General features: G+C 62.9%; 19 protein-coding genes. 3 read left to right on the top strand and 16 right to left on the bottom strand.

Annotation, left to right across the window (positions count from 1 at the left end; translation table 11 throughout):
* Positions 1-66 precede the first annotated feature (66 nt).
* A complete protein-coding gene (locus HKW67_RS10730) occupies positions 67-774 on the bottom strand; it encodes a response regulator (protein WP_230981165.1) in 708 nt (235 codons plus the stop codon).
* A gap of 158 nt (positions 775-932) precedes the next feature.
* Positions 933-5,435 carry a PAS domain-containing protein gene (locus tag HKW67_RS10735; RefSeq protein WP_171225378.1) on the bottom strand — a complete coding sequence of 1,501 codons (4,503 nt, stop codon included), beginning with the start codon at positions 5,433-5,435 and terminating at the stop codon, positions 933-935.
* Between the two features lie 155 nt (positions 5,436-5,590).
* On the opposite strand from HKW67_RS10735, the gene HKW67_RS10740 reads away from it, so the two are divergent.
* Together HKW67_RS10740 and HKW67_RS10745 are read left to right on the top strand one after the other, a co-directional pair.
* On the top strand, positions 5,591-6,022 hold the full coding sequence (locus HKW67_RS10740) for a pyridoxamine 5'-phosphate oxidase family protein (protein WP_171225379.1): 432 nt from the start codon (positions 5,591-5,593) through the stop codon (positions 6,020-6,022).
* 88 nt (positions 6,023-6,110) lie between these two features.
* Positions 6,111-9,278 carry a PAS domain S-box protein gene (locus tag HKW67_RS10745; RefSeq protein ID WP_171225380.1) on the top strand — a complete coding sequence of 1,056 codons (3,168 nt, stop codon included), beginning with the start codon at positions 6,111-6,113 and terminating at the stop codon, positions 9,276-9,278.
* 373 nt (positions 9,279-9,651) lie between these two features.
* On the opposite strand, the gene HKW67_RS10750 is transcribed toward HKW67_RS10745, so the two are convergent.
* A complete protein-coding gene (locus HKW67_RS10750) occupies positions 9,652-10,077 on the bottom strand; it encodes a GGDEF domain-containing protein (RefSeq protein WP_171227632.1) in 426 nt (141 codons plus the stop codon).
* Between HKW67_RS10750 and HKW67_RS10755 the strand changes: the two genes are divergently transcribed.
* Positions 10,027-10,230 (top strand): hypothetical protein, encoded by a 204-nt coding sequence (locus tag HKW67_RS10755; protein WP_171225381.1) that lies wholly within the window; start codon positions 10,027-10,029, stop codon positions 10,228-10,230. The two genes, HKW67_RS10750 and HKW67_RS10755, sit on opposite strands and share 51 nt — an antisense overlap.
* 1,004 nt (positions 10,231-11,234) lie before the next feature.
* Here HKW67_RS10755 and HKW67_RS10760 read toward each other — a convergent pair.
* The 13 genes from HKW67_RS10760 to HKW67_RS22770 form a co-directional block, all read right to left on the bottom strand.
* Positions 11,235-12,212 carry a GGDEF domain-containing protein gene (locus tag HKW67_RS10760; RefSeq protein WP_171225382.1) on the bottom strand — a complete coding sequence of 326 codons (978 nt, stop codon included), beginning with the start codon at positions 12,210-12,212 and terminating at the stop codon, positions 11,235-11,237.
* On the bottom strand, positions 12,199-12,636 hold the full coding sequence (locus HKW67_RS10765; protein WP_171225383.1) for a response regulator: 438 nt from the start codon (positions 12,634-12,636) through the stop codon (positions 12,199-12,201). The genes HKW67_RS10760 and HKW67_RS10765 overlap by 14 nt, the downstream gene beginning before the upstream one ends.
* Before the next feature lie 29 nt (positions 12,637-12,665).
* Entirely contained in the window at positions 12,666-14,480 is a 1,815-nt protein-coding gene (locus tag HKW67_RS10770) for a sensor histidine kinase (protein WP_171225384.1), read from the bottom strand.
* Positions 14,481-14,607: 127 nt separating this feature from the next.
* Entirely contained in the window at positions 14,608-15,042 is a 435-nt protein-coding gene (locus tag HKW67_RS10775) for a BLUF domain-containing protein (RefSeq protein WP_171225385.1), read from the bottom strand.
* Between the two features lie 218 nt (positions 15,043-15,260).
* Complete coding sequence (locus HKW67_RS10780; RefSeq protein WP_171225386.1) at positions 15,261-16,919, bottom strand: HD domain-containing phosphohydrolase; 1,659 nt, start codon at positions 16,917-16,919, stop codon at positions 15,261-15,263.
* 57 nt (positions 16,920-16,976) lie between these two features.
* On the bottom strand, positions 16,977-17,462 hold the full coding sequence (locus tag HKW67_RS10785) for a chemotaxis protein CheX (RefSeq protein ID WP_171225387.1): 486 nt from the start codon (positions 17,460-17,462) through the stop codon (positions 16,977-16,979).
* The gene (locus tag HKW67_RS10790; protein WP_206044691.1) at positions 17,452-18,315 is read right to left on the bottom strand and encodes a CheR family methyltransferase; all 864 of its coding nucleotides are present in this window, start codon (positions 18,313-18,315) and stop codon (positions 17,452-17,454) included. The genes HKW67_RS10785 and HKW67_RS10790 overlap by 11 nt, the downstream gene beginning before the upstream one ends.
* The gene (locus HKW67_RS10795; protein WP_171225388.1) at positions 18,312-19,424 is read right to left on the bottom strand and encodes a protein-glutamate methylesterase/protein-glutamine glutaminase; all 1,113 of its coding nucleotides are present in this window, start codon (positions 19,422-19,424) and stop codon (positions 18,312-18,314) included. Before HKW67_RS10795 ends, HKW67_RS10790 begins: the two co-directional genes overlap by 4 nt.
* Positions 19,418-19,798, bottom strand: a complete 381-nt coding sequence (locus tag HKW67_RS10800) for a response regulator (RefSeq protein WP_171225389.1) — start codon at positions 19,796-19,798, stop codon at positions 19,418-19,420. Before HKW67_RS10800 ends, HKW67_RS10795 begins: the two co-directional genes overlap by 7 nt.
* A 7-nt stretch (positions 19,799-19,805) precedes the next feature.
* A complete protein-coding gene (locus HKW67_RS10805) occupies positions 19,806-21,419 on the bottom strand; it encodes a methyl-accepting chemotaxis protein (protein WP_171225390.1) in 1,614 nt (537 codons plus the stop codon).
* Positions 21,420-21,454: 35 nt separating this feature from the next.
* On the bottom strand, positions 21,455-21,895 hold the full coding sequence (locus HKW67_RS10810; protein ID WP_171225391.1) for a chemotaxis protein CheW: 441 nt from the start codon (positions 21,893-21,895) through the stop codon (positions 21,455-21,457).
* Complete coding sequence (locus HKW67_RS10815) at positions 21,888-24,242, bottom strand: chemotaxis protein CheA (RefSeq protein WP_171225392.1); 2,355 nt, start codon at positions 24,240-24,242, stop codon at positions 21,888-21,890. The genes HKW67_RS10810 and HKW67_RS10815 overlap by 8 nt, the downstream gene beginning before the upstream one ends.
* A gap of 183 nt (positions 24,243-24,425) precedes the next feature.
* Entirely contained in the window at positions 24,426-25,124 is a 699-nt protein-coding gene (locus HKW67_RS22770) for a helix-turn-helix domain-containing protein (RefSeq protein ID WP_425486248.1), read from the bottom strand.
* Between the last annotated feature and the right edge of the window lie 61 nt (positions 25,125-25,185).

Here is a 25,185-nt window from a genome sequence, read left to right on the forward strand (position 1 = left end):
ACTTTGCCTACCCCTTTTAGGGGATACCTGCATCCCCCTGGTCGTAGCTCGGTCGCCTTGTCGGCTTCACAACGTGCGAACGAGACCGCGCCTGATCGCAATGGTGATGGCCTGCGTGCGATCGCGCGCCTCCAGCTTCTTCAGTATCGCCTTCACATGTGCTTTGACCGTACCCTCGCTGATATAAAGCGTGTTGGCGATCTCCAGATTCGACTTACCTTGCGCGACACAGAGCAGCACTTCCTGTTGGCGTCCGGTCAGCGCATCCGAGGCGACATGATCCGCCAGCTTCGCCGCGATCTCAGGTGAAATCGCCTTTCTGCCAGCGTGGACGGCGTGAATGGTGTCGATGAGCTGCGCGGTACCAACGTCCTTGAGCAAGTAGCTCGCGGCTCCCGCACGCAGGCCACGAAACACTTCGTCGTCGGTGTCATACGTCGTCAGCAGGACGACGCGCGCATTGGGATTCATCTCACGCATGGCCTCCGTGATCTCGGCTCCATCCATTGGCTCCATACGCAAATCGACGATCGCGAGGTCGGGCTGAAGCGTACGGAAGAGCTCGAGCGCCTCCTCCCCATTCGAGGCCTGTCCGACGACCTCAAGCCCAGGCTTCTGACTGAGCAGCGCAGCAAGACCCTCGCGCATGATGCAGTGGTCGTCGACAAGCAACAGGCGGATGGGCTTGCTTACCGCCGGGCTGCCGCCCTCCACGCTCGTCATTCCCCCACTCTCCATCACGGTACGTCCTCGGTGAACGGTCTGCGTCGGCACGAGCAGCGAAGGGACGATTCGCTTTGCGCGGCATGAACCGCCGGCGGACGAATCGAGGCGTTGGCGAATGTCGAATTATACGGGCTTGCGCGGCGAGACGTGAGCTTGCCGTTGCGGGCCGTCGGCAACCGTCTCGAGCGCGTTCGCCGAGCGCACGATCATCCAGCCGACGAGATCAACCCTGACAACAGTGCATTGAGCGCGTCGCCCTCGACGGGCTTGACCAGATGATGATCGAATCCGGCGGTCGCGCTCCGCTGCAGGTTGTTATCCTGACTCCACCCGCTGAGTGCGACCAGCACAATGTGTTTACCCCACGGCTCAGCGCGGATGTGGCGGGCCGTATCGTATCCGTTCACCTTCGGCATCGCGATGTCGCACAGCACGACGCTGGGTCGGAACTCTTCAGCTGCCCGAATGCCCTCCTCCCCGTCGTACGCGGTACGAACCTCGTGACCCATCAGCCTGAGGACTTGTCCGAGTGAGTCGGCCGAGTCGACGTTATCGTCCACGACCAGGATTCGGCGAGGGTCGACCATGTGCGCTACCTCGCGCCGCGGTACCGTTTCAGCCGACGCCGCTTTGGCCAAGGGCAGGCGCACCACGAACTCGCTGCCGTGGCCTTCCCCCGCGCTTCGGGCTTCGATACTGCCGCCATGCATTTCAACCAACCCCTTCACCAACGCCAACCCGATACCGAGCCCACCGGTCGTCTTTTCGAGCGTACGATCGACTTGCGTGAACATGCCAAACACGGCGTCGAGCATATCCTCCGGAATACCGATCCCGTCGTCCGCCACGGATACGATGCCCATCTGATTGTCGCGCGCAACGGACAATCGGATGTGCCCACCGCGATTGGTGTATTTAGCGGAGTTCGTGAGCAGGTTGGACACAATCTGCGCGAGGCGCACGGGATCGCCGTCCACGAACACTGGCTCATCTGGCAGATCCACGACCAGATAGTGTGCTCCCTGGTCTATGAGAGGCCGACTCGTCTCCAGAGCGGCAGCGATCACGGTCCGCAGCTCGAGCCGCTCACGACGGAGTTCCAGCATCCCCGTCGTCACTCGGCTCACATCCAGCAGGTCATCCACCAGGCGGGTCATTTGCGTCAACTGGCGCTCCATCATCGAACGCGCCTGCTCGACGAGACCCTCAGCGCCCGCCAATCGGATCACCTGCAGGCCATTGTATAGCGGCGCCAGTGGATTCCGGAGTTCGTGAGCCAAGGTGGCCAGAAACTCGTCCTTCCGCTTGTCCCGATCTTTCAGCTGATGCACCAGCGCTTCACGCTCGGCCTCCGCCAACTTGCGGCGACTGATGTCGTTGAAGAGGATAGCAACCTTGTTGCTCCCGGGCCCGCCAAGCCTGAACGCGGACACGTCGAACCATCGGCCGTCCATGGGTGCTGCATTGTGAACGAACTCGGCTGGAATGCCGGTTGTCGCCACCCTTCCGTACGTCTCGTACCAAAACTCCTCGAGCGTCGGTAGTGCTTCCCGCACCGACTTGCCCACCAATCCGCTCATGCCGGTGTGCTTCTCGAACGCCGCGTTCATCACCTCGATGCGGTAATCGATCGCTCGGCCGTCCTGATCAAACACCATCTCAACGACGCAGAATCCTTCGTCCATCGTGCTGAACAGGGTGCGGAATCGCTGCTCACTCTCGCGTAACGCCACTTCGACCCGTGCTCGTTCGACGGCAGCCCACGTCCTTTCGGCGGTGTCCTCGATGATGGCGACCTCCTGCGCGGTCCACTCGCGCGCCTCCACCATTTGAACTGCCATCCCGGCCACGAACCGGCCGCCTTTGACCAGCGGCACGTCCACATGGCCTCGCACCTGTATCGCCGCGAACGCGGCCCGCTCATCGGCCGACCGCCCCGGCGCGATGGTCGCGTCCGTCTCGACGACGGTGTGGCCTGTCAGCAAGGTGTCGTGCAGCGTCGGGCCGAATGACGATACCGGATAGGTACCAGCAAGTGTCGCCACATCGGCCGTATAGTCCCGCTCAATCACGTAGTGCTCGCCGCGGATCTCGAAATACGCCACGCGGTTCGCACCCAGCCGCTCTCCCAGCACTCTGGCGGCCTCTGACTGTACGGCCGCGGGGTCGGCCAATGGCCGCAGCGCGTCGGCCAGATTCACGAGGAACGTTTGCCGGTCCTCGCTCTCCCTGAGCCGTTGCTCCGCCTGCAAGCGATCGGTAATGTCGCGCGTGGTGCCCGCCACCGCTTCCACTTCGCCATCCGCATCGAGGACGGGGACGAAGATGTACTCGTATTGCCGACGTCCGTGCGTTCCGTTGAACGGGACCTCGCCGCGAATTGGCTGTCGCGTGGCGCGCACCTGATCGATCTCGCGGTGGTGCATGTCCGCGTGCCATGACTCGTACCCGATCTCGAGAAAGGTCTTGCCGATCGCCCCCTCTCGCCCTCTCCCCCACATCTGAATCAGGGCGTCGTTGGCATAGACCACCTTGTGATCGAGACTGAACACGTAGACGAAGTCGGGCGTGTTCGTGAGCACGGTCTCGTACAATCGGCGCTGCTGTTCCGACTCGGCGGCAAGTCGCTCCACCTCGTGCTCGGTTTGCAGCATGCGGGTGACGTCGAGGTTGATCCCGGCCCAACCCAGCACGTCGCCGTCTGCACTCCTCAAGGGGACGCCTCTGGCCAACACCGAATACCAACGGCCGTCCGCGCCGCGGAACCGGTGCACGCGGTCCCACGTGCCCTGCGTTTGCACACACGTCTGCCACGCGGCAATGGTCTCCGCGGCGTCGTCGGGGTGCAACACGTCTCCCCAGCCGAAGTCGGAGCACTGCTGCTGGGTCAGTCCGACCATGCGAAGGAACGACTCGCTCGCATACGTGTTCCGGCCGGTGGCGTCGCACACCCACACACCGAAGTCGATGGACTCGCCGATGGCGCGGTAGCGCGCCTCGCTCTCCGCGAGTTGCTGCTCGACGCGCTTCTGGTCGTGGATGTCGGTCGACGTACCGAACCACTTGACGATCTGACCCGATGCATCGCGCACCGGCACGCTTCGTGTGAGAAACCAGCGGTACTCACCGTCCGCCGCCCGCTGCAGCCGGAATTCCGCCTGCAGCGCCGTTCCGGTGCTCTTCGCCGAATCCCAGTGCCGCAGCATGTCGGTCAGATCGTCGGGATGCACCACGGACGATAGATCCGCCGTTTGCGCGTCGGCTTGTCCGGTGTACTCCAGCCATTGGCGATTGGCGAAGTCGACCCGTCCGTCCGCGCCGTTCGTGTAGACGATCTGCGGCATGGCGTCGGCGAGTTCGCGAAATCGAGTCTCGCTTGCCTCCAGCGCATCTCGCTGCGCCTTCTGCTCGGTGATGTCGCGAATGAACGTCGTGATCCCGCCGTCGGGCATCGGGTACGCTTTCAGCGCATACCACCGTCCCCACGGCTCGTAGCGGTTCTCGAATTCGACGGTGACGCGCTCCTCCATGGCTCGCCGAAGCTCACGGTCCAACGTCGTGCCGACCACTGCGGGGAACAACTCCCAGAGTATGCCGCCAAGCATCTGCGTACGATCGAGTCGGTTGATGCGTTCGGCCTCGGCGTTGACATATACCATTCTCCACGCGCGGTCATAGCGAATGAAGCCATCGGTTACGCTTTCTAGTGTGGCCGCGATCTGTTCCTGCGCGTCGCGGCGCGCAGCCTCGATCGCGTGTCGTTCGGAGATGTCCCGGAACACCAGCACGCAGCCAACGATCGCGCCGTCCTTACCGCGGATCGGTGCCGCGCTGTCGTCGATCGGTCGCTCCGTACCATCCTTGGCGATCAACACCGTGTGATTCGCGAGGCCAACAACAACCCCCTCATTCAGCGCTCTCATCGCCGGGCTTTCGACCGGCAGACGAGTCTCCTCATTGACGATCTGGAAGACCCGCGAAAGCGGCACGCCGGCGGCTTCCGCGTTCGTCCAACCGGTCAAGTGCTCGGCGACGGCGTTCAGCAGCGTGACGCGGCCCTCGGCATCGGTCGTGACGACGGCATCGCCAATACTGGCGAGCGTGGTGCTCAGTTTCTCGCGCTGCTCCGTCTCGGCCACCGCGAGTCGCCGCATCTCGTCTTCGCGTTGGACGGATTGATCAAGCAGGTCTTCGCAGCGTACGCGTTCGCGTCGCAGCGCGTGACTCATCGCCACGATCACGGAGGCCGACATGAGAAACAGCCCCGTTCCCAGCCACCTGCTGGCATCCTGCGGAGCGAATAGCGTTGTGGAGAGTACTGCACCCACAGCGAGTGTGAGCACGGCGGACGCCGTGCGTCCAAGCCAAGCAACCAGCGCAACGGCCCCAAAGTACGTGAGGTACGGGTAGTTGCTTTCCAAGACGGGATCGACAGCGAATCGCACCATGGTAGCGACAGCAACAGCACCCGCGGCGGTCGCGGCGTCGATCCACCAGGCGCGCATCCGACGCAGTGATTTTGCTGATAATGCTTCGTTCATCGACCCGTGCTCCGCGCCAATCACTATGCGCTCCCTCGACCCATTTCGCGTTTGACTTTCCTGAGGGATATCGCCCGAACAGCGACTCGCCTTGGACATCCATATAGGACTTATGCATTCGGAATCGCAAATATGTTGCCGCCAGTGTGACGGCGCTGTGTTTCCCACAAACTGGAATCGACGCGCTTCCGCTGGGCTTCGGACATGGCCACGCGGCCTTTATCGAGCACGGAACTTGAAGAGCGTGGTGTGCGCGTCGACCACACACGGCCGAATGCCGGCCGCAAAGCCTGGCGCACAACGCACTGCATGGAGCACGACACATGAGCGACGAACGGCAGGCGATGATCACGCAGGTAGCCGACATGATGCGGGACCTCGACTTCTGCCTGATGACCACGCAGGACTTACACGGTGCCCTGCGCTCGCGTCCGATGTCGAACAACGGCGAGGTGGAGTTCGACGGCGACGTGTGGTTCTTCAGCGGGGCGGCGACGCGCAAAGTCGCCGACATCGAGGCGACACCCGAGGTGGTGCTGAACTACGCACAGGTGGAGGACTTCACCTTCATCGCGATGTCGGGCACGGCGCATATCGTACGCGACGCCGCGAAGAAGCGCGAGCTGTGGCAGAAGGAGCTCGAACGCTGGTTCACCGACGGACCCGACAGCGACGATGTGGTGCTGATCAAGGTGACGCCGACGAAGGTCGCGTACTGGATGGGCGACGAAGACGGCGAACTCGAGCTCGCCTGAACATCGGTCCAGACTAGCGCTCGAACAAAGGCAGGCCGTAGAATTGCCCGCTGCAAGATTTCCACACTGCCATCACCGCCTTTATCTCATGACGAACACGGAGAGCCCGGCGTCTGACGCGCATGAGCGCGATGGGTCTCCGGTCGACGAGATGGATATCATCGCGGCGACACAGATCGCGACGGTGTTCTTGGATCGCGAGTTGCGGATCACGCGCTTCACCCCGTCGGCCAAGGCACTCTTCAGCATCATCGCCTCCGATGTCGGCCGCCCGCTTGCCGACCTGAACCGGGAACTTGCGTATCCGGAGCTGGTGGCGGATGCGGAGCAGGCGTTGCGGCAGCTGCAGCCCACGCAGCGCGAGGTCAGCGCCGGCGAGCGATGGTTCGTCGCACGTGCGCTACCGTACCTCACGGCGGATGATCACATCGCCGGCGTGGTGTTCACATTCCTCGACATCACCGAACAAAAGCGGGCCGAGCGGCGCATCAGCGTGCTTGCCGCCGACGCGGAGGGGAAGCGGCAGGAGTACGAGACAATCCTCAACAGCACCCTCGATCTCGTATCCGTGTTCAGCCTCGACCACCGCGTGCTCTACGCGAATGAGGCGCAGCTCAGGATGTGGGGGCGCGTCCGCGACGACGTGATCGGGAAGACGCTGCTCGAGATCGGGTATGGGCCGTCGCGCGCGCCGAGACATGAACAAGCGATCGATCAGGTCAGCGCCACGCGGCAGCCGATCCGCGGCGTAGTGTCGCTCGCCGGGACGAGCGGGCGACGAGAGTACGAATACGTCTTCGTGCCCGTGCTCGGGGCGAATGGCGAGGTCACGACCGTGGCCTGTACCTCCCGTGACGTCACGGAGCAGCACGAGAATCAGGGCCGCCAGCTGTTTCTGGCCACGCTCGCCGACACCTTACGGCCGCTGTCCGAGCCGTCCGTCGTGCAGGCGTCGGCCAGCCGGTCGCTCTGTGAGTGGCTCGGTGCAAAACGATGCGCGTACTTCGAGGTCGCGGGCGACGACTTCGTGATCGAGCAGGATCACGCGGACGCGGTGCCGTCAATCGCCGGTCGCCACGCCATCGCGTCGTTCGGACTGGATCAACTCGCCGCGTTCTACGCCGGACGCACGATGGTGGAAACGGATGTGGACGCCGTGCCTTCCCGCTCACGCTCCGAAAAGGAGGCGTACGCTGCGCTCGGCGTCCGCTCCTGGGCTGCCGTGCCGCTGGTGAAGAACGGCGTCTTCGTCGCCGGCCTCGTAGTCCACTCGGCCGACGTGCGGATGTGGACGGCGACGGAGATCGCGACCATCGAGGAGACGGCGGAGCGGACATGGGCGTCGGTCGAACGGGTGCGCGCAGAGGCCGCGCTGCGACGGAGCGAGGAGCGTGCGGCGTTCGTGCGGCAAAGCAGCGGCGTCGGGTTCTGGTACTGCGACCTGCCGTTCGACGTCCTCGAATGGGACGACTTGGTGAAGGCGCATTTCCATTTGCCGCCCGACGCGACCGTTACGATCCACACGTTCTACGACCGACTCCATCCGGACGACCGCGAGCCGACACGCCTCGCCATCGCACAGTCCATCGAGAGACACACTCCCTACAAGATCGACTACCGCACCGTGCACCCGACGACCGGCGTCATCACGTGGCTTCGCGCCATCGGGCGGACATTCTACGCGCCGGACGGTACGCCACTGCGCTTCGACGGCGTGACCATGGACGTCACGGACCAGAAGCGGTTCGACGCCGCCTTGCGCGAGAGCGAGCAGCGCTTCCGCGTGGTGGCCGACGCGGCCCCGGTGCTGATCTGGCTGAGCGGCACGGACAAGCTGTGCAACTGGTTCAACCAGCCGTGGCTGGCCTTCACGGGCCGGTCGATGGCACACGAAGTCGGCAACGGATGGGTGGAAAGAGTTCACCCGGATGACGTCGACCTCTGCCTTCGCGTCTACACGTCAGCCTTCGACGCGCGCGTGCCGTTCTCAATGGAGTACCGGCTCCAGCGGCACGATGGTGAGTATCGTTGGCTGATCGACCATGGCGTGCCGCGATACGGCACCGACGGTATGTTCGATGGGTACATCGGGTCGTGCATCGACGTGACCGAGTACAAGAACGCCGAGTCCGCGTTGCGGGATGCCGACCGGCGGAAGGACGAGTTCCTGGCGACGCTGGCGCACGAGTTGCGCAATCCCCTGGCTCCGATCCGTAATGGCCTTCAGGTGATCCGGATGATCGCCCCGGACGGGACCATTGATCAGACCCGGGCGATCATGGAGCGACAGGTTACTCAGCTGGTCCGGCTGGTCGATGATCTTCTCGACATCAGCCGCATCACGAGCGACAAGCTAGAGCTTCGTAGAGACACAGTCGAGATACGGGCCGTGATCGACGCGGCGCTGGAGGCGAGCCGTCACATCATCGACGAGGCGGCGCACGAGCTCACGGCCACCCTGCCGGATGAGCCGATCTGGCTGTACGGCGACACCACGCGTCTGGCGCAAGCGCTTTCCAACCTGCTCAACAACAGCGCGAAGTACATGCAACGAGGGGGGCACGTGCGTCTGTCCGTCGTCCGTGAAGACGACATGGCCGTGGTATCCGTGGCGGACGACGGCACCGGCATCCCTGCCGCCATGCTCGACAAGGTCTTCGACATGTTCACCCAGGTGGACCGGTCGCTGGAGCGGACGACGGGTGGGCTCGGCATCGGATTGTCACTGGTGAAGCGATTGGTCGAATTGCACGGCGGCACCATCGAGGCGCGCAGCGAGGGTGAAGGTCGTGGCAGCGAGTTCGTGATGCGATTGCCGGTGCTGCCTCTGGGCGACCGACACGCGTTGTCGATGACCGTGGAACCGCCGGTGACCACGTCCAGCAGCCTCCGCATCCTGGTCGCGGACGACAATGTGGATGCCGTCGAGACGCTCGCACGCGTACTCGGGCTGCTCGGGCACAACGTGCGCACCGCCAACGATGGCCTGCAGGCGGTGCAGACCGCCGAGGCGTTCCGCCCCAACGTCATCCTGCTCGACATCAGCATGCCGACCTTGAACGGATACGACGCCGCGAGACGTATCCGTGACCACGCGTGGGGAAGCGACGTGCTGCTGATCGCGCTGACCGGATTGGGTCAGGAGCAGAACCGCACACAGAGTGCGGACGCCGGATTCAATCATCACCTCGTGAAGCCCGTCGAGATCAATCAGCTCATCGAGTTGCTGACGAGCGTGCGAGCGACGGCGACGTGATACGTCGTACCGCTGGCGATCAGCCTACCAGCGCGGATGACCGGAATGCACTTGCCTTACCGTGGCCCCGTGATGTGCACGGGTGCCGCGGCGCAGAATAGCCGGGGGCCACCCACGATGTGGCGAAAGCGGAACTGGTGATCAGCGCGCTGCCGAGTGCAGAGCGATTCACTGTGGAGAACGACGAACCGGGCGTACGTACGCTGGCGCAGCGCATCGCCGAGAGCCGTCCGCCGTTGATCGTACTGGAAGCCACGGGCGTGTACGAGCTATTTGACGTGGCCGCTCTCGCGGAGCCGAGCCGAGCTTTCGCGGCAGCGCCGAGCAAATCGACCACGGAGCGCGGCGACCTGTTCGCACAATGCGGCGTGAACTACGGCCCATACTCCAGTGCACGCACGGATTCATCCGGCGACACCTCACGATACCGGTCGCGGCCCTTCTCCCTGGCCTCATACAAGCCTCGATCGGCCTGATCGATCATCCTTTCCAGATTGACACGTCCGAAGTCAGCGCTGTGCGCAAGACCCGCGCTCTCGGTCACGCGAATGGGCTGATTGGCGATGATGATCGGGTGCTCGCGGATCGACTGAAGAATGCGGGTAGCAGTGATCTGAAGACCCTCGTGCGAGACCTCGTCCAGACACACCAGAAATTCTTCACCACCGTAGCGACCGACTTCGTCACCTGCGCGCAGTACGGCTGCGATTCGTCGGGCCACCTCGCGAAGCACTTCGTCTCCAGCGGAATGACCAAGCGTGTCGTTGACGGCCTTGAAATGATCGATGTCGATGAGGATGAGGGCAGCCTCGCGAACGTGGCGCCGTCAGGGTTGTTGCATCTCGCCCGCTCTGCGCATGATGGCACGGCGATTCTTGATCCCGGTCAGGGCGTCGTTCGTGGCTTCGATGGCGAGTGCATCGCGCGCTGCTCGCAGCGCTTCGTTGGCTGACGAAAGCCGCTCATAGAGCACACCCTTTTCGATCGCGACCGAGATGATTCCGGCCAGTTGCAGGAAGATCTCCGTGTGGATCGTTGCATACTGAGACGGTGTGCAACTGCTGAAAAAAGTATTCCGACCGGCTGACCCAACGCGATCAGGGGGCACGTCAGGCTACTTCGCACCCCTTCCTTGAGGAGCAACTCAGTCGCGGGTGACACTGGATGATCAGCGGTGGAATCCGAGAGGTCGTTGAGAATACGAGGACGACCCGATTCCATCACCGACGCCAGTGAGGTGTCGGCGAGTTTCGCGGCAAAACCCTACCCTTTTCGATCGCGACCCGTGATCGAGGATGTCCTCGACATAAAGACCCTGCACCGCCTGCTGACTGAAGGCGGCTACGATTGCATCCGCCTTCTGCCGTGTGGCCATCCGGTTGGCCAGATTGAGAAGGTACTCGTCCAGACGATCGATATCGGCATTGGTGCCATCCGGCGACGGAATGGCAGTCCGACTCTCGGGGAGGTGCCGGATCACCTCGTTGAACTGTGCGAGCCGAGCGCAGGCCATTGCCGGGTCTGCAGAGGTGGGGTAGCAGTCATGAAGGGTGCCGGGCTATCGCGATCGATCGGATCGCGCGATCGCGTCCATTCGGGCGGGCGCCTCCGGACTTCGCGAGCGACAAGAGTCTGCTCAGTACACGCGTTGCGACGGCGACGGATACGGGGTGTTTCCCGGACGCACCGAGCCCACCTCAGCAAACCGGCCCCCAACAGGGGGCCGGTGCTTGGAGGGCTTATAGCGGAGCCGCTTCGCGGATCAGCTGCACGACGTCGGAAAGGTCGGCATCCCGGATTCGATTTTCCTCAAGCGCGACTTCCGCACGCCGGATGGGACGGCACTTCGATCCAGCCGTCGTTGCCGCATTTTGAACGATTCTCGCGAGTGGTCTGCCTGCGCTCGCGTCCGAGCGGTAACGTTCCCACGATGGCCTGCCCGGAACGCCGGTGGTGCTAGGCGGCGCTTTCACTCGGCTGCGGGACCGGCGCTCGCGCGACCTCTCGCTGCCGACGCCGTGCCGACTTCTCTTCATACATTCGCGCGTCGGCCTCGGCGACCAGCTCCGTCAGTGAAAGAGTCGACGACAAGACGTGCCGCACAAAGCCAAAACTGATCGACAGTTCAAACGCTGGCGTCCAAGCGAGATTTTGCGCAGCTAGATGATGCCGGATACGCCAGGCGATATCCCGTTCGGCGTGCAACGGCACGTCGACTGCCAGAACGACAAACTCGTCGCCGCCCAGACGCGCGATCACGTCCGACGCACGAAACGCGCGGCTGAGTACGCTGCCGACTGCCTGGATCGCGCGATCCCCTGCCTCGTGACCGAATTGGTCATTGATCGACTTGAGCCCGTCAAGATCCGCATACATCAACAGCACCTGGGTGTCGGCCGGGTACTCGCGAATTCGCTGCGAGCCGAGGAGGTGAAACCCCCGTCGGTTCTTGAGGCCGGTGAGTTCGTCCGTCACCGAGAGGCGCCGAATTTCCTCGAGCAGTGCGGCCCGCTGCCGTGCGTAGCGCAGCGCCCGCTCCAGTACAGGACCCGTGATCTCCTGCTTCACGAGGTACTCGGCTGCGCCCGCCCGCAGGGCCGCGAGATCGGTGTCCCGGTCTTCGACACCGGTGAGGAGCAGGATGGGAGTGCGACATCCAAACTCGGCGGCGGCGGTGAGAAGCTCGAGGCCGGTGCGGGCGCCAAGCTGGCAATCGAGCAGGCAGACGTCATGTGCCTCACGACGGAGCGCCGCTAATCCAGTTTCGTAGCTATCGGTCCACTCGAGCGAGAACAAGGCGCCCGGCACACGGTCGAGCAGCGTCCACGTGAGCAAAAAGTCGTCGATATCATCTTCAATGAGGAGAACCCGAATGGGCCGATGGACGTCCTCACCGTCGTTCGAGACGACCTCCGGAGCCTCAGTAACCAGCACGCGACCCCGCCCTGGTGGGAAGTTCGACCATCTGGAACCAGTAGCGATCCAAGACCTGCATCACGCCCACCAACCCATTGAACGACACCGGTTTCATGATGAACGAGTTGGCGCCGAGCTCGTAGGTCCGCAAAATGTCCTCCTCGTCTTTCGATGTCGTCAGCACGACGACAGGAATGCTGCGCAGCGCCGGATCGGCCTTAATCTCGCGCAGCGCTTCGCGTCCGTCCTTGCGCGGCATATTAAGGTCGAGGAGGATGAGGCCGGGCCTCGGCGCGGAGCCATGCTCGGCGTATCGTCCACGACCATGCAGATACTCGAGCAACTCTTCCCCGTCCTCGACGAACTGCAACAGATTGGCGACTCGACTCCGCTCGAACGCATCCCGCGCCAACTGCCGGTCATCTGCGTCATCCTCAGCCATCAGGATGACGGTAGGTCGAAAGGTGGGATTCACGCCGTCGCTCCCTGTCCGCTGTCGTGAACGGGCAGCCGCACGATGAACGTCGTCCCGACGCCCACCGTGCTTGTTGCCGTGATGTTGCCTCCGTGCCGTTCCACGATCTTGCGGCAGATAGCGAGTCCCATGCCCGTGCCGTCGAACACTCCGCGGCCATGCAGGCGCTGAAACGGATTGAAGATCCGGTCGAGAAATTTCTCGTCGAAGCCGATGCCGTTATCCTCCACCGCGATGCGGCACCAGCGTCCGGTCGGCAACCCCCTGGTGTCCGTGCCGTCCTCTAGCCGGGCCCGGACGTCGACCATCGGCGGAATGCCTTCGCGATGAAACTTCAGCGCGTTGCCGATGAGATTCTGCAGGAGCTGGCGGCACTGCATCTGGTCAGCCAGCATGACCACCGGCAGATCGAGCGAGAGCCGTGCGCCTGGCTGCTGCATCAGGACGTCCAAATCGCGCCGGACGTCCTCCGCGATCTCGTTGAGGTCAACCGGCCGTAATGGATTGGGCTTGGTGGCGACGCGTGAAAACGACAAGAGATCCGAGATGAGATCCTGCATACGGCGTGCAGCATCGCGCATGCGAGACAGATAGTGTTGGCCAGGTCCGGCCAATGCCGCGTCGTAGTCTTCGAGCAGACGGTCACCAAATGCCTGAATCTTTCGCAGCGGCTCCTGAAGGTCATGCGACGCCACATACGCGAACTGCTCGAGCTCCTGATTCGATCGCGCCAACTCCCGACGCTGCCGTTCGAGCTCTGCCTCCACAGCGCGTCGATCGGTCACGTCGCGCGAATTCGCGATAATTCCGTTGATGGCTGGATTATTGACCAGATTCGTGCCGAGTGACTCAAGGACTCGCCAGGAACCGTCGGCATGGCGAAAGCGAAACTCGATCGTCACGCCCATGTTCGGAACCGACATCACTTGCTCCAGTGCACGCTTGACGCTCGTGCGGTCATCGGGATGCACGTAGTCAAAGAGCGACGCGCCCACGAGCTGCTGATGCGCGTATCCAAGCACCCGTGCGACGGACGGGCTCTCGTAGCTGATCGTGCCGTCGCCGCTCAGGATGGTCACGACGTCGGCAGCACGCTCGATCATCGAACGAAAGCGCTCCTCGCTGCGCAGCAGCGCAGCCTTTGCCTGGACGCGTTCGCGCGCGGCAAGGGCCCGTGACAGCAAGTCGGCGACCGACCCCGCGAAGGACTGTTCGTCGTCGGTCCACTCGCGAGGGCCCCCGATGTGTTCGAGGCACACGACGCCCGTCAGCACGCCATTCGCCCACACGGGCGCGTCGAGCATCGATGTGATGCCGAGGGGAATAAGGTACGAATCGGCGAACTCCGCCGTGCGCGGATCGGCTTGAGCGCAATGCGCCGCGACGATCCGCTCCGTTTCCATCGCCGTGAAGTACTTCGACAGGCCGGCTCGCGGCAATACCATGCCGTGCGAATGTACTCCCGTCAGCGCATCGAACAGGTCGGCACAACGGATGCCGTCGCGCTCGTCGGCGGACATCCACACGCTGGCCCGCGCAACCGAGAGCGTCCGAGCGGCCGTCTCGGTGATCTCCGCGCCGGCCAGCGCCAGGTCGCCACTTTCAAGTCGGCTGCTCCGCGCGAGTGCAGCAAGTGCAGCACGCTGTCGATGGAGTCGGCTGTGCGCGCGCTCCAGCGCACCGCCGCGCCGCGTGAACGGCTCATCGGCACTGAGGGCTTCGGCATTATTCGCGTCACCGGCGACCGCCGGATCGAGGGGGGGGCTCACCGCTGCGGCGGCGAGCAGTGGAACGAGGCTACTTCTTGGCATCAGGGGTCTGCAGCATCGCGACCAGCGCGATGGTAAACGGAAAGCCCGGAACAGTCGGGCGGCATGAGCACGCAATGGGTCCTGCAATCGAGCGCGAGACTTAGATGTCGCGAGTGACGGGCGTGCGTCAGCCGTGACGTGCCGGTAGGAGGCGCCGAAATTCGCGCAACACGGTCAGGGCGCGCTGTCCCGCTTCGACTTGCCCGAGCCCCTCACTGAGCGCGGCCGACACGCGGGCCCGATCGTCCGCGGTGCCCGCCGTGTCGAGGTCAAGCGCCCCCATATACCAGCGCGGAAAGAGGCGCTGCGGTGCCGGTGCATGGATCAGCACGCGCACGTCGGTGTGCCGCGGGTCGATCGCGATACGCTTCATCAGTGCATCCAGGATACGGGCGCGCCCTTCCAGCAACTGCAGAAATGTGCCAGCGCTGTAGAGCAGCATGCCGGTTACGGCCACGGAATGATTTCGTGCTGCACTTTCTGCGGTCAGCGTGCGCAAATCATCCGTCGTGACGCGCTGGGTTGAGTGGCTCGTGTATAACAGGTGCGCGAGATAAGTCATGGGATCGCTCGGCCGGCGGCGGAAACGCTATCGGAGCGCGCGTTGCCGCGTAGAAACTCGGTCGCCGACGCGGAGACGAGATGCTTGGGCGCCCCGTACCCGGCTCTTCGGTTACGCATCAGTCGGCAATTCCGAAAAGCGAGCCGATCGTCGCCGTACCGCGAGCGAATCAACCGACCGCCGCAGCGCCGTGCCGTCTGTCGTGACGCGCTCACCGACTAACTCGCACGTGAGTGCATGGCAATCGCTGCGAAGGCGACGAATTCCGTGCTATCCCCCGCAACATCCATCTGCGCCGCGTCGCGTGATGCGACTAGAGGAAAAATAAAGTCTTCCGATGGGTTCAACTCCGTCGAGGCAGGTCGCCGTGCGAGATCGTTCGCCTGCACACGCATGAACGCGGCGACCACGGTCGGGTCGAAGTGTGAGCCGGCACCCTCGCGTAAGAAGGCGAGCGCGCGATCGACTGGCCATGCGGGCCGGTACGGTCGTGCATTCGCGAGCGCATCGTAGGCATCCGCGACCGCGACTATCCGTGCACCCAACGGGATCTCCGTCCCGGCGAGTTGGCGCGGATAACCGGTGCCGTCCCAACGCTCGTGATGCGCATGGGCGATCTGTTCGGCGAGACGAACGACGGGCGCGTTGCCACCGGACAGGAGCGCGGCTCCGAGCGCGGCGTGGGCTTGCATCTGCTCGCGTTCCTTCGCAGTCAACGGGCCCTCCTTGAGGAGAATAGCGTCCGGAACTCCGATCTTGCCGACGTCGTGGAGCGGAGCGGCTTGGCGGATGAGCTCGACCTCGGCAGGTGCCCATCCGAGCTCGTGTGCGATGAGCGCGGAGAGCTCACCGACGCGGCGCGTATGCAGACCGGTCTCATCGTCGCGGACCTCCCCGGCGCGCGCGAGTCGCGCCAGTACCTCAGCCTGCGATGCACGCAGGCCGGCCTCGCTCGCTTCGAGTGCGGCGGCCGCCTGCCTCCGTGCGCTGATGTCTTCGATCACTTCGATGAAGTAAGCCGGCTCACCCGCGTCGTCGCGTACGAGCGAAACCGTGAGCAGGCCCCAGACGGCGTGCCCATCGCGATGCCGATAGCACTTCTCACGCTGGTACCACATCACCACGCCGGTGAGCAGACCCGAGATCTGCGTAGCCTCCTCCGACTCGTCAGCGTCGTGATCGAAGTCTCGCGCAGTGCGCGTCTGTAGTTCGTGGTACGCATAGCCGAGAGTCTCGCAGAGTCGGCGATTGACGTGCAGCCAGCGGCCGTCCAGCCCGACGTGCGCAATGCCGACCGCCGCCTGCTCAAACGTTGCGCGAAATCGCTCTTCCGCGAGACCTGCATCTCGGCGAGCGACGGTCGCTTCACCGGCGTTCACGCGCGCCTCAATTTCTGCACTCGCAATGGAAGCGAGGTCGCGTAACGCTGCGATCTCGGCATTCGACCACACCCGCGGCTCCGTGTCTACCGCGCAGAACGATCCCAGCGTCCGACCGTCGGAGAGGGTGATGGGGGCGCCGGCATAGGCTCGAACCTGATGTGCCCTCACGCCGGGATGATCGCACACTACCGCATGCGCCTGCGCATCGTCGAGAACGAGCTCCTTTCCGGAACCCACGACGTAGCGACAGAGCGAGTGCGACAAAGGCACCCCCCGCTGCGCCGCTAATGTGCCGGTGAGCCCCTGGGCGCTCGTGATGACCTGATGCTCATCGGTCAGGAGCGACAAGAGTATCATGGGCGTGCCGAGAAGACTGGAGGCGAGCCGTGTAAGGCGGTCCAGTGCTTGATCCGGTACCCGCTCCGCGAGCAGGCCGCTGTGCGTGAGAGCAGCGAGGCGATTGGGGTCACGCAACACATCGTCGTGAGAGGACATCAGGTGGCACCGAAACTGAAATTGAACGGTCTATGGAAGACGGCGCTCTTCCACTGCTTACGCCGCGAGCACGCGCACGTCGCGCCGAAAGACACCGACGTGCACCTGCGAACCCACACACTCGAACGCACACAGCGCGAGTTCCTGCCGATCAGGCATCCCGATGCGGAACTCCTTTCCGTCGACCACCCACGGTAGACTCAGGGTGGCCGGTGCAACGAGGACCGATTTGAGATTTCCACCGATCATATTGGCGATCTCGCCGACGACGACGACGATATCGTCGTACGTCAAATCCTCGCCGCGTACATTCATCAGGGTCAGCGCGCACGCCCTGGCGATGCTCGGCGTCATCTGCACCGTGATCATGCCGCTCCATGCACCATCGAAGGCAACCACACCTGTGTAGCTGCTGGTCTCGCTGGCGCTGAACGGCAATACGCTGCTGGGGCGAATCGGAAGCCCGAGCATGGTGTCGAACAGGTCGACGATACTCGATTCCACGGCATCGTGAAGACCTACGGGTGCAGCATCATGCGACATGCAGTTGTCCTCGGCCGATCGGCGCATCGGTGGTAAGTTGATAGGCAATGCCCTTGTGCCCGGTGACTCGGCGAAGCGAGTTGTCGATCATCAGCGTCGTTTCGGCCGAGCCCAGCATCAGATATCCGTGCGCCGGCATCAGCTCTCGGCAGCGCGCAAGAATCTCGCGCTTCGTCTCGACGTCGAAGTAAATGAGCACATTGCGCATCATCACGACGTCGCACTTGCCCAGCGCGGGCCATCGTTCGAGCAGATTCAGCTCACGAAACTCGACCATCTGTCGAATGTCCTCGCGCAGCTGCCATTGCGCTCCCTGCCGGGTGAAGTACTTGACGAGGAGTGGCGCCGGCAAGCCGCGGTTGACTTCGAGTTGCGAGAAGAGTCCCTCGCGCGCACGGGCGAGCACGGGGCGAGATAGATCAGTGGCGATGAACTTGATCTTCCAGTCCACGAGATCCGGGAAGTGTTCCCGGATGAGCATGGCGACGCTGAACGGCTCCTGTCCGGTAGATGCAGCCGCGCACCAGATGGTCAGCGAGCGATCGTTTCGTCGGCGCGCGATCACGTCCGGCAAGATCACCGTGCGCAGCATCTCGAATGGATGAATGTCGCGGAAGAAGCTCGTTTCGTTGGTGGTAAGCGCCTCCTGGACCTCCTTGTTCAGAGCCCCGGGAAGCCTTTTCATCAACGCGGCGGCCATCGCGTCGAGTGACGCAAAGCCGTGGGCGCGAGCAACAGGTACGAGGCGCGACTCCACCAAGTACTCCTTGTCCGCGTCGAGAACGATGCCGGTATGGGTTTCGGCGAAGGTTCGGAAGAAGCGAAAGGTTTGGTCCGTCATTAGGGAGCTCATGTCATAACCTCTGAACGTCGCATGGGAGTGGTCGGTCGATTTGCACGGGGCCGAAAATGCCCGTCGATTTCGCGAGCCATGTCGTCGAGCTCGACAATGCGATCCGCTGCGTCACTCGCCACGACTGCCCCGGGCATACCCCAGACGACGGAAGAGCTCTCATCCTGCGCAAAAACCGTTGCTCCGGCGGACCGGAGGAGCGTCGCACCAGCGGCCCCATCACGTCCCATGCCGGTCAGCACAACGGCGAGCGCGTCTCCTCCGTACGCGGCGTGCACCGCCCTGAACATCACGTCGACCGCGGGACGGCATGAATGCTCGGGGGGGCCATCTCCGAGAGCGATGTATACGTGCCCTCCGTCGCGACGCAGGCCGAGATGGCGATCTCCGGGCGCGACCCACGCCACCCCCGGAACGAGGCGCGCGCCGCTCTCCGCCTCGCGTACCTCCAGCGGTGAGAGCTGCGAGAGGCGCTCGGCAAGCATACGCGTGAACATCGGTGGCATGTGTTGCGTGATCAGAACGGGAACAGGAAAGTCCGCAGGCAGCGCTGCCATGATGGTCGCCAGCGCCTTGGGCCCACCGGTGGATGTGCCGATCGCTGCCACACGCGGCGTTCGACGCGCAGGATTCACTGTTGCCTTCGTTGCCAGCTTGGAGGGGTTCGGGCGCGCGCGTTCTGACGCAGCCGTTTGGCGAGACGGTGCACAAAGCGCGAGGATCCGCGATTCGAGCTCCTGTCGCACCCGCTGCCGGGCGATCAACAAGTCACCGCACTCCGAAGGCTTCAGTACGAGTTCACTCGCCCCGCGCGAAAGCGCCTGGACCGCCAGTACGGCTGTGCCGTCGGTGATACTCGAAAAGACGATGATCGGAAGGCGCGGATGCGTCTTGCGAAGCGCGACGATAGCATCCAGGCCGTTCATCTCCGGCATCTCCACGTCCATGATGACCACATCCGGAGACAGCTGTTCCACCTTTTGGAGTGCGAGGCGGCCGTTCGCTGCCGATCCGATCACGTCGATGTTGACACAGTCGCTGAGCGCGAGCGTTACCAGGCGCCGCATCGCGACGGAGTCGTCGACGACCAGGGCTCGAATTTTCAGCACGGCAGACTCTCGATCACGTTGAGCTGAAGCAACTTGTCACGCAGCATGTCGCCGTTGAACGGCTTCATGACCCATTCGTTGGCGCCACAAGCAAGAGCCTCCTGCATTTGGGCAGGATCGGTCTCGCTCGTTACCATCACAACCCGTACGTCGGCGTTGGCTGTGTTCGCCCTCATAGCGCGCACAAAGTCGATGCCATTCATGACCGGCATGTTCCAGTCGACGAGGACCACGGTGGGTTGCTCCGACGCGCCCAGCATGCCGAGGGCCTCGAGTCCGTTGGCGGCGTATCGCGGCTCGAGGCCGAAGGACGTGACCATCCGACCAATCAACGTGCGGATGGCGCGCGAGTCATCGATGATGAGAGCGTACATGGGCGTCTCAGTTGAATTGGGCGAGAACCGACTGCAGATACGCGGCCATCTCGGTCAGCTGCGCAGCACTTTCCATAGTCTTCGTCGCCCCTCGGGACGTCTCGACGGCCGCTTGGGCCACACCGACGATGTTTCCTGCAATTTCCGACGAGCCCTTCGCCGCTTCGGCCACGTTGCGACTCATTTCCGTGGTCGTGGCGGTCTGCTCCTCGACGGCACTCGCAATCGTGGTCTGAATGTCCGCGATGCGATTGATGATCTCACCGATTTCACGGATCGCGCTGACAGCTCCTGCTGTATCCGTCTGGATCGCGTCGATCTTCTGGGAGATGTCCTCCGTTGCCTTCGCCGTCTCCTTCGCGAGCTCCTTGACCTCATTCGCGACGACGGCGAAGCCCTTCCCCGCTTCTCCAGCTCGAGCGGCTTCGATGGTGGCATTCAATGCGAGGAGATTGGTCTGCTGCGCGATTGACGTAATCACCTTCACCACCTTCCCGATCTCAGCACTGGATTCACCGAGCTTGGCAACAAGGCCGTTGGTGGAATCCGCCACACGTACAGCATGCGACGCCACTTTGCTCGCTTCCGACGCATTGAGCGCAATTTCACGGATCGACGCACTCATTTCCTCGGTACCCGTCGCAACGGTGACCACGTTGTTGCTGACCTGTTCAGAAGCCGCCGTCACGACGTTGGCTTGCGCACTCGTTTCCTCGGCGCTCGCGCTCATCGACTGACTTGCCGTGGTCAGTTCGTCCGCGGCGACGGACAGCTGCGCCGCACTTTCGGTGACGGTCTTGAGCAGCAGGCGCTGCTGAACGGCATTTGATACCTCCCGGGCGTACTTCACGATCTTGTACGGCTTGCCGTTCAGGTCATAAATGGGATTGTACGAGGCGTTGATCCAGACTTCGTTCCCGCTTTTCCCGATCCGGCGGAATTCGCCAGCTTTGAATTCACCGGTGGCCAGGTCGCCCCAGAATTGTGCGTATGTCGGCAAGGCGGCTTCGGCGGGATCCATGAACATCCGATGATGCTTGCCACGAATCTCGTCGAGGGAATAGCCGAGCGCGTTCAGGAAGTGATGGTTGGCGTCGATGATGGTGCCGTCGACGTGAAACGAGATGACCGCCTGGGCCTTGCTGATGGCGGCGATCTGCCCCTCGAAGTCCGCATTTCTGAGCTTCGCCACGGTGACATCGTTTGCGAACTTCACGATCTTGAACGGCCTTCCGTTCAGGTCGAAGACGGGATTGTACGAGGCGTCGATCCAAACCTCACGGCCACCCTTGCCGATCCGCTTGTATTCCGCCTTCTCGAATTCACCACGACCCAGCTTCTCCCAAAATCGGCGGTAGTCTTCGCTCTGCGCATAGGCCGGCTCGACGAACATCCGGTGATGACGACCCTGGATCTCGTCAAGCGAATAGCCAAGCGCGTGGAGAAAGTTGTCATTGGCCGTGATAACCGTACCATCAAGATCGAACTCGATAATCGCCTGCACTCGGTCCAGTGCGGCCAGGGATGCCTGCAGTGCATGCTGATCGACCTTGGACGCGGCCGAGCGTGGAGTGGTCGTGCCAACGGACCGACGGCTGGTGGGACGGACAGACGTTGCCATGATGCGATTTCCTCGGAATTGGGGAGAGAGTTGGATTAGATGGTGGCCGTCGTGACGGCGACGGCCCGATCGGTTTGCAGCGCGAGCAGGAGACCAGTGTCGAGCTTGTAGACCCCCGCGAGGAGGTCGCGGACGGATGGCTCGATGGATTCGGGTACGCGCTCGAAGTCGCGCGGGTCGACCTCGATGACATCTTCGATCGAATCCACCATGAGGCTCACCGCCCCGTCGTCTCCCCGCACCACCACGTGCATCGGCTCGTGCTCGGACAGACGCGATGTCAGCCCAAGCCGCCGACGAAGGTCGATGGCGGTCACGATCTGGCCGCGCAAATTGATGAGCCCTTCGACAGACGAAGGAGCAAGCGGAACACTGGTGATTTCCAGTGAACGAATGACCTCTTGGACGCGCTGCACGTCGATGCCGAGAAAGAGGTCGTCGACTCGGAACGTGCAGAACTGTGTTGTCTCAGGCATGGGCGGCCTCGTCATGGTGGACGGTGTCAAGGGACGCCGGCAGTCGACCGTCAAGCGTGGCGAGCAACGATTGCACATCGAGCACGTCAGTGACTCGCCCCTGAATCACGGCCGTTCTGGCAACCATGCCGGTACCTGACGCACCGACGGTGTCCATTTCTACGGCAACCACGTCAAGGATGCGCTGCACGGCGAAGCCGATCGACCGCGTGGAATCCTCATAGACGATGAGCGGCATGGACTCCGCTCGACCGAGCGATGGGATGATGCCCTCGAGCATCTCGTCGAGCCGGACGACGGGCAGGATGCGCTTACGATACTGGACGACCTCCTGCGATCCGGTCCACTCGATCTGACTGGACCGAATCTCCTCGAGTCGCGCGATCGCATCGAGCGGAAAGGCTACGATATGGGTGTCGTCGACGGCTACCAGCAGGAGCTGCTGTGAGTGCGCTTCCTGCGCCCGCTGATCAACGCGGCTCTCGGCTTGGCGATCGCCCCTGGCCAACAAGCCGCGTGATTGCGCCAGCCCGTGGACATCCAAGATCAGCGCGACGCGTCCATCGCCCATGATTGTGGCACCGGCGAATGCGGCGATGCCCTTGAGCTGAACACTCAGCGGCTTCACGACAATTTCTTCCGTGTCGTTGATGGCATCGACGATGACACCGAATGCCGTTCCTTCGGCCTGCACCACAACGATGTTGGTGACATCGTCCGTGGACTTGCCGCAGTGACGATCAACGCCGAGCGCTTCGGTCAGCGTGATCAACGGGAGAAGTCGACCGCGTAGCCGGAGAACCGGCGCATCGTAGACGCGCTCGATGCGCGCGACGGCGTCAGCGCCCTCGAGCCGCACCAGCTCGAGCAGATTGACTTGCGGGATGACGAACCGACTTCCTCCCGTGGTCACGATCAGCCCGGGAATAATCGCCAGCGTGAGAGGGATCTTGATGCGGAGTGTGGTACCATTCCCCACGACACTCGAGACCTCGAGCGAACCGCCGATGCGCTCGATATTGGTGCGCACGACATCCATGCCCACGCCGCGCCCCGACACGTTGGTGACGGTTTTTGCGGTGGAGAGACCAGCGTGGAAGATGAGGTGGAGTGCCTCGCGATCCGACATCTGCGCCGCTGCATCAGCGCGCACCGCGCCCATCGAGATCGCCTTGGCTTTGATGGCCTCGGGGTCGATGCCTCGCCCGTCATCGCGGATTTCGATGTTGACTTTGCCGCCCTCATGGAACGCTCGGATGATGAGTCGGCCCTCAGGGCTTTTCCCATGGCGGACACGCTCGATCGGCGTTTCGACGCCGTGGTCGACGGCATTCCGCACGATGTGCGTCAGTGGGTCTTTGATTGCCTCGATGATCGTCTTGTCGAGTTCTGTCTCGGCGCCGGCCATCTCGAGCACCACTTGCTTTCCGCATGCCTGTGCAAGATCGCGCACGACGCGCGGAAACTTGTTCCACACGTTGCCGATGGGCTGCATCCGGGTCTTCATGACCCCTTCCTGCAGTTCGGTCGTGATCAGGTTCAGTCGTTGGGTCGTTCCCGTGTGCGCGGCGGCGTCAAAACGACCATCCGATTGCAGCAGTTGGTTACGCGCGAGCACCAACTCACCGACCAAGTTCATCAACTTGTCGAGTAGCGCGACATCAACCCGTATGGAGGAGTCCGCGATCGCGCTTGACTTGATGTCGACGTTGTTTTCCTGGACGTCCAGTGCCTCACGAACAGCGGCGGGTGACGTGTAGCCACGCTGCACGAGAATCTCTCCGAGCAGGGCGTCGGATTGCTCCTGCTCATGGAGGGCGGCGGATACGTCGCTGGCGGTGACGTCGCCGCGCGCGACCATCAGCTCGCCGATTGGAGGATGTGTCCCCTCGGCCGTTTCTGAGGTCGGCATGGACGCTGCAGCGGCAGCGGCAGCGCCGTGGGCGTCAGCGTGCTCGCGAGTGAGCGCGGTGAGCCGAGCGATGAGCGCCTGAAACGTGGGCTCGCCGTCGGTGCCAGTTTGCTCGATGAGGTTCAACATCAAGCGGATGGCGTCGACCAAGGCGAGGAGCGCATCCACCACCTCCGGCGTCACTGCGGTCGTGCCGTCTCGCAGCTCTACCAGCAGGTTCTCGCCAACATGCGTCACCGACTCCAACACGGAAAACCCGAGAAAGCCGCAGGTGCCTTTCAGCGTGTGCACACATCGAAAGATCCGTCCGATGCGCTCCGCGTCAGGGCCTTCTCGTTCCAGGTCCATCAGGTCTTGGTCCACCTGATCGAGTCCCTCGAGACTTTCGATCAAGAAGTCCTTGACGATTTCGGCGGTGTCGTTGACTCCGTCCATTAGTCGCTCCGCTGCGTCGCGGGTTAATGTTTACGCTCATTTACTACAAGTAAACGCTTGTGTACTTATGGACGAGAGTCTTTCATTCCGGTAACCAAACTGCTCAATTTCGGATTGGGGAATGCAAAAGCCCCCGACGCGCTATTGCACGGCGGGGGCTCCAAGTAGTTGCTATTTATTACTTTAGACTACTGGAGCCCATCTCGTAATCGCGTCGACAATACACACCAACAAGCTCCGGAATGGCTCATTATCCTCGCCTTCTGGCACGAGCTGACCGAAAATCTCCGAGAGTCCCGATATCCCGAGGGCGATCGACAACAGCGCAGCCGCTCTAGCCTCGGGGTGCGAGCGGCCCTGGGCCCGAATACTCGAGATGAGCGGTTTCAGCAGTAGTCCAGCGACACGGTCACTAACCATGGTTCGAGCGGCCAAACTCGGCGTCGAGCGCAGAAGGAGGAGTGTGGGATCGAACGGGGACCGCTCGGATTCGGCGGAGACCGCCGGATCTGCAGAGGCGATGTTCGCGACGACTTCTCCAAGTGGCCCGTGTAGTCTCGCTGAGACCCGGGCGCCGGTCCCTTTCGGATCCTCGCCTCGTCGCCGATCTAAATCGGCCGGGTCGGGGTCTGACTCGAGCGACTGTCGAAAGAGCTCGGCCTTCGTACCGAAGTACCGATTGACGAGCGATGCCGTGACTCCCGCCCGCGCCGCGATTTCTCGAACGCCAACCATGTCATACGGCCGCTCCGCCCAGAGTTGGCGAGCGGCGCGACGGATCGCCAACCGGGTCAGTTCCGCGTTCCGCCGCGGCGACGCTCGGGAAACGCGTACTGGAGTGGAACTCATCTCGGCCGAAGCCGACGGTGTTTGAAAGCCCATGCCCAACACTAGCGGCTCCCGCTTGAAAGTGACAACTGCCGATCCTACTTAGGACTGTAAG

The organism is Gemmatimonas groenlandica (genome assembly GCF_013004105.1).
In the GTDB taxonomy this organism is placed as follows: Bacteria; Gemmatimonadota; Gemmatimonadetes; order Gemmatimonadales; family Gemmatimonadaceae; genus Gemmatimonas; species Gemmatimonas groenlandica.

Excerpts from the sequence above, each read along its gene's own strand:
- HKW67_RS10790 (WP_206044691.1), bottom strand. The coding sequence starts at position 18,315 with ATGAGCTCCCTAATGACGGACCAAACCTTTCGCTTCTTCCGAACCTTC.
- HKW67_RS10805 (WP_171225390.1), bottom strand. The coding sequence starts at position 21,419 with ATGGCAACGTCTGTCCGTCCCACCAGCCGTCGGTCCGTTGGCACGACC.
- HKW67_RS10740 (WP_171225379.1), top strand. The coding sequence starts at position 5,591 with ATGAGCGACGAACGGCAGGCGATGATCACGCAGGTAGCCGACATGATG.
- HKW67_RS10775 (WP_171225385.1), bottom strand. The coding sequence starts at position 15,042 with ATGACTTATCTCGCGCACCTGTTATACACGAGCCACTCAACCCAGCGC.
- HKW67_RS10755 (WP_171225381.1), top strand. The coding sequence starts at position 10,027 with ATGACCAAGCGTGTCGTTGACGGCCTTGAAATGATCGATGTCGATGAG.
- HKW67_RS10810 (WP_171225391.1), bottom strand. The coding sequence starts at position 21,895 with ATGCCTGAGACAACACAGTTCTGCACGTTCCGAGTCGACGACCTCTTT.
- HKW67_RS10800 (WP_171225389.1), bottom strand. The coding sequence starts at position 19,798 with ATGTACGCTCTCATCATCGATGACTCGCGCGCCATCCGCACGTTGATT.
- HKW67_RS10765 (WP_171225383.1), bottom strand. The coding sequence starts at position 12,636 with ATGGCTGAGGATGACGCAGATGACCGGCAGTTGGCGCGGGATGCGTTC.
- HKW67_RS10815 (WP_171225392.1), bottom strand. The coding sequence starts at position 24,242 with ATGGACGGAGTCAACGACACCGCCGAAATCGTCAAGGACTTCTTGATC.
- HKW67_RS10745 (WP_171225380.1), top strand. The coding sequence starts at position 6,111 with ATGACGAACACGGAGAGCCCGGCGTCTGACGCGCATGAGCGCGATGGG.
- HKW67_RS10780 (WP_171225386.1), bottom strand. The coding sequence starts at position 16,919 with ATGTCCTCTCACGACGATGTGTTGCGTGACCCCAATCGCCTCGCTGCT.
- HKW67_RS10785 (WP_171225387.1), bottom strand. The coding sequence starts at position 17,462 with ATGTCGCATGATGCTGCACCCGTAGGTCTTCACGATGCCGTGGAATCG.
- HKW67_RS22770 (WP_425486248.1), bottom strand. The coding sequence starts at position 25,124 with ATGGGCTTTCAAACACCGTCGGCTTCGGCCGAGATGAGTTCCACTCCA.
- HKW67_RS10770 (WP_171225384.1), bottom strand. The coding sequence starts at position 14,480 with ATGCCAAGAAGTAGCCTCGTTCCACTGCTCGCCGCCGCAGCGGTGAGC.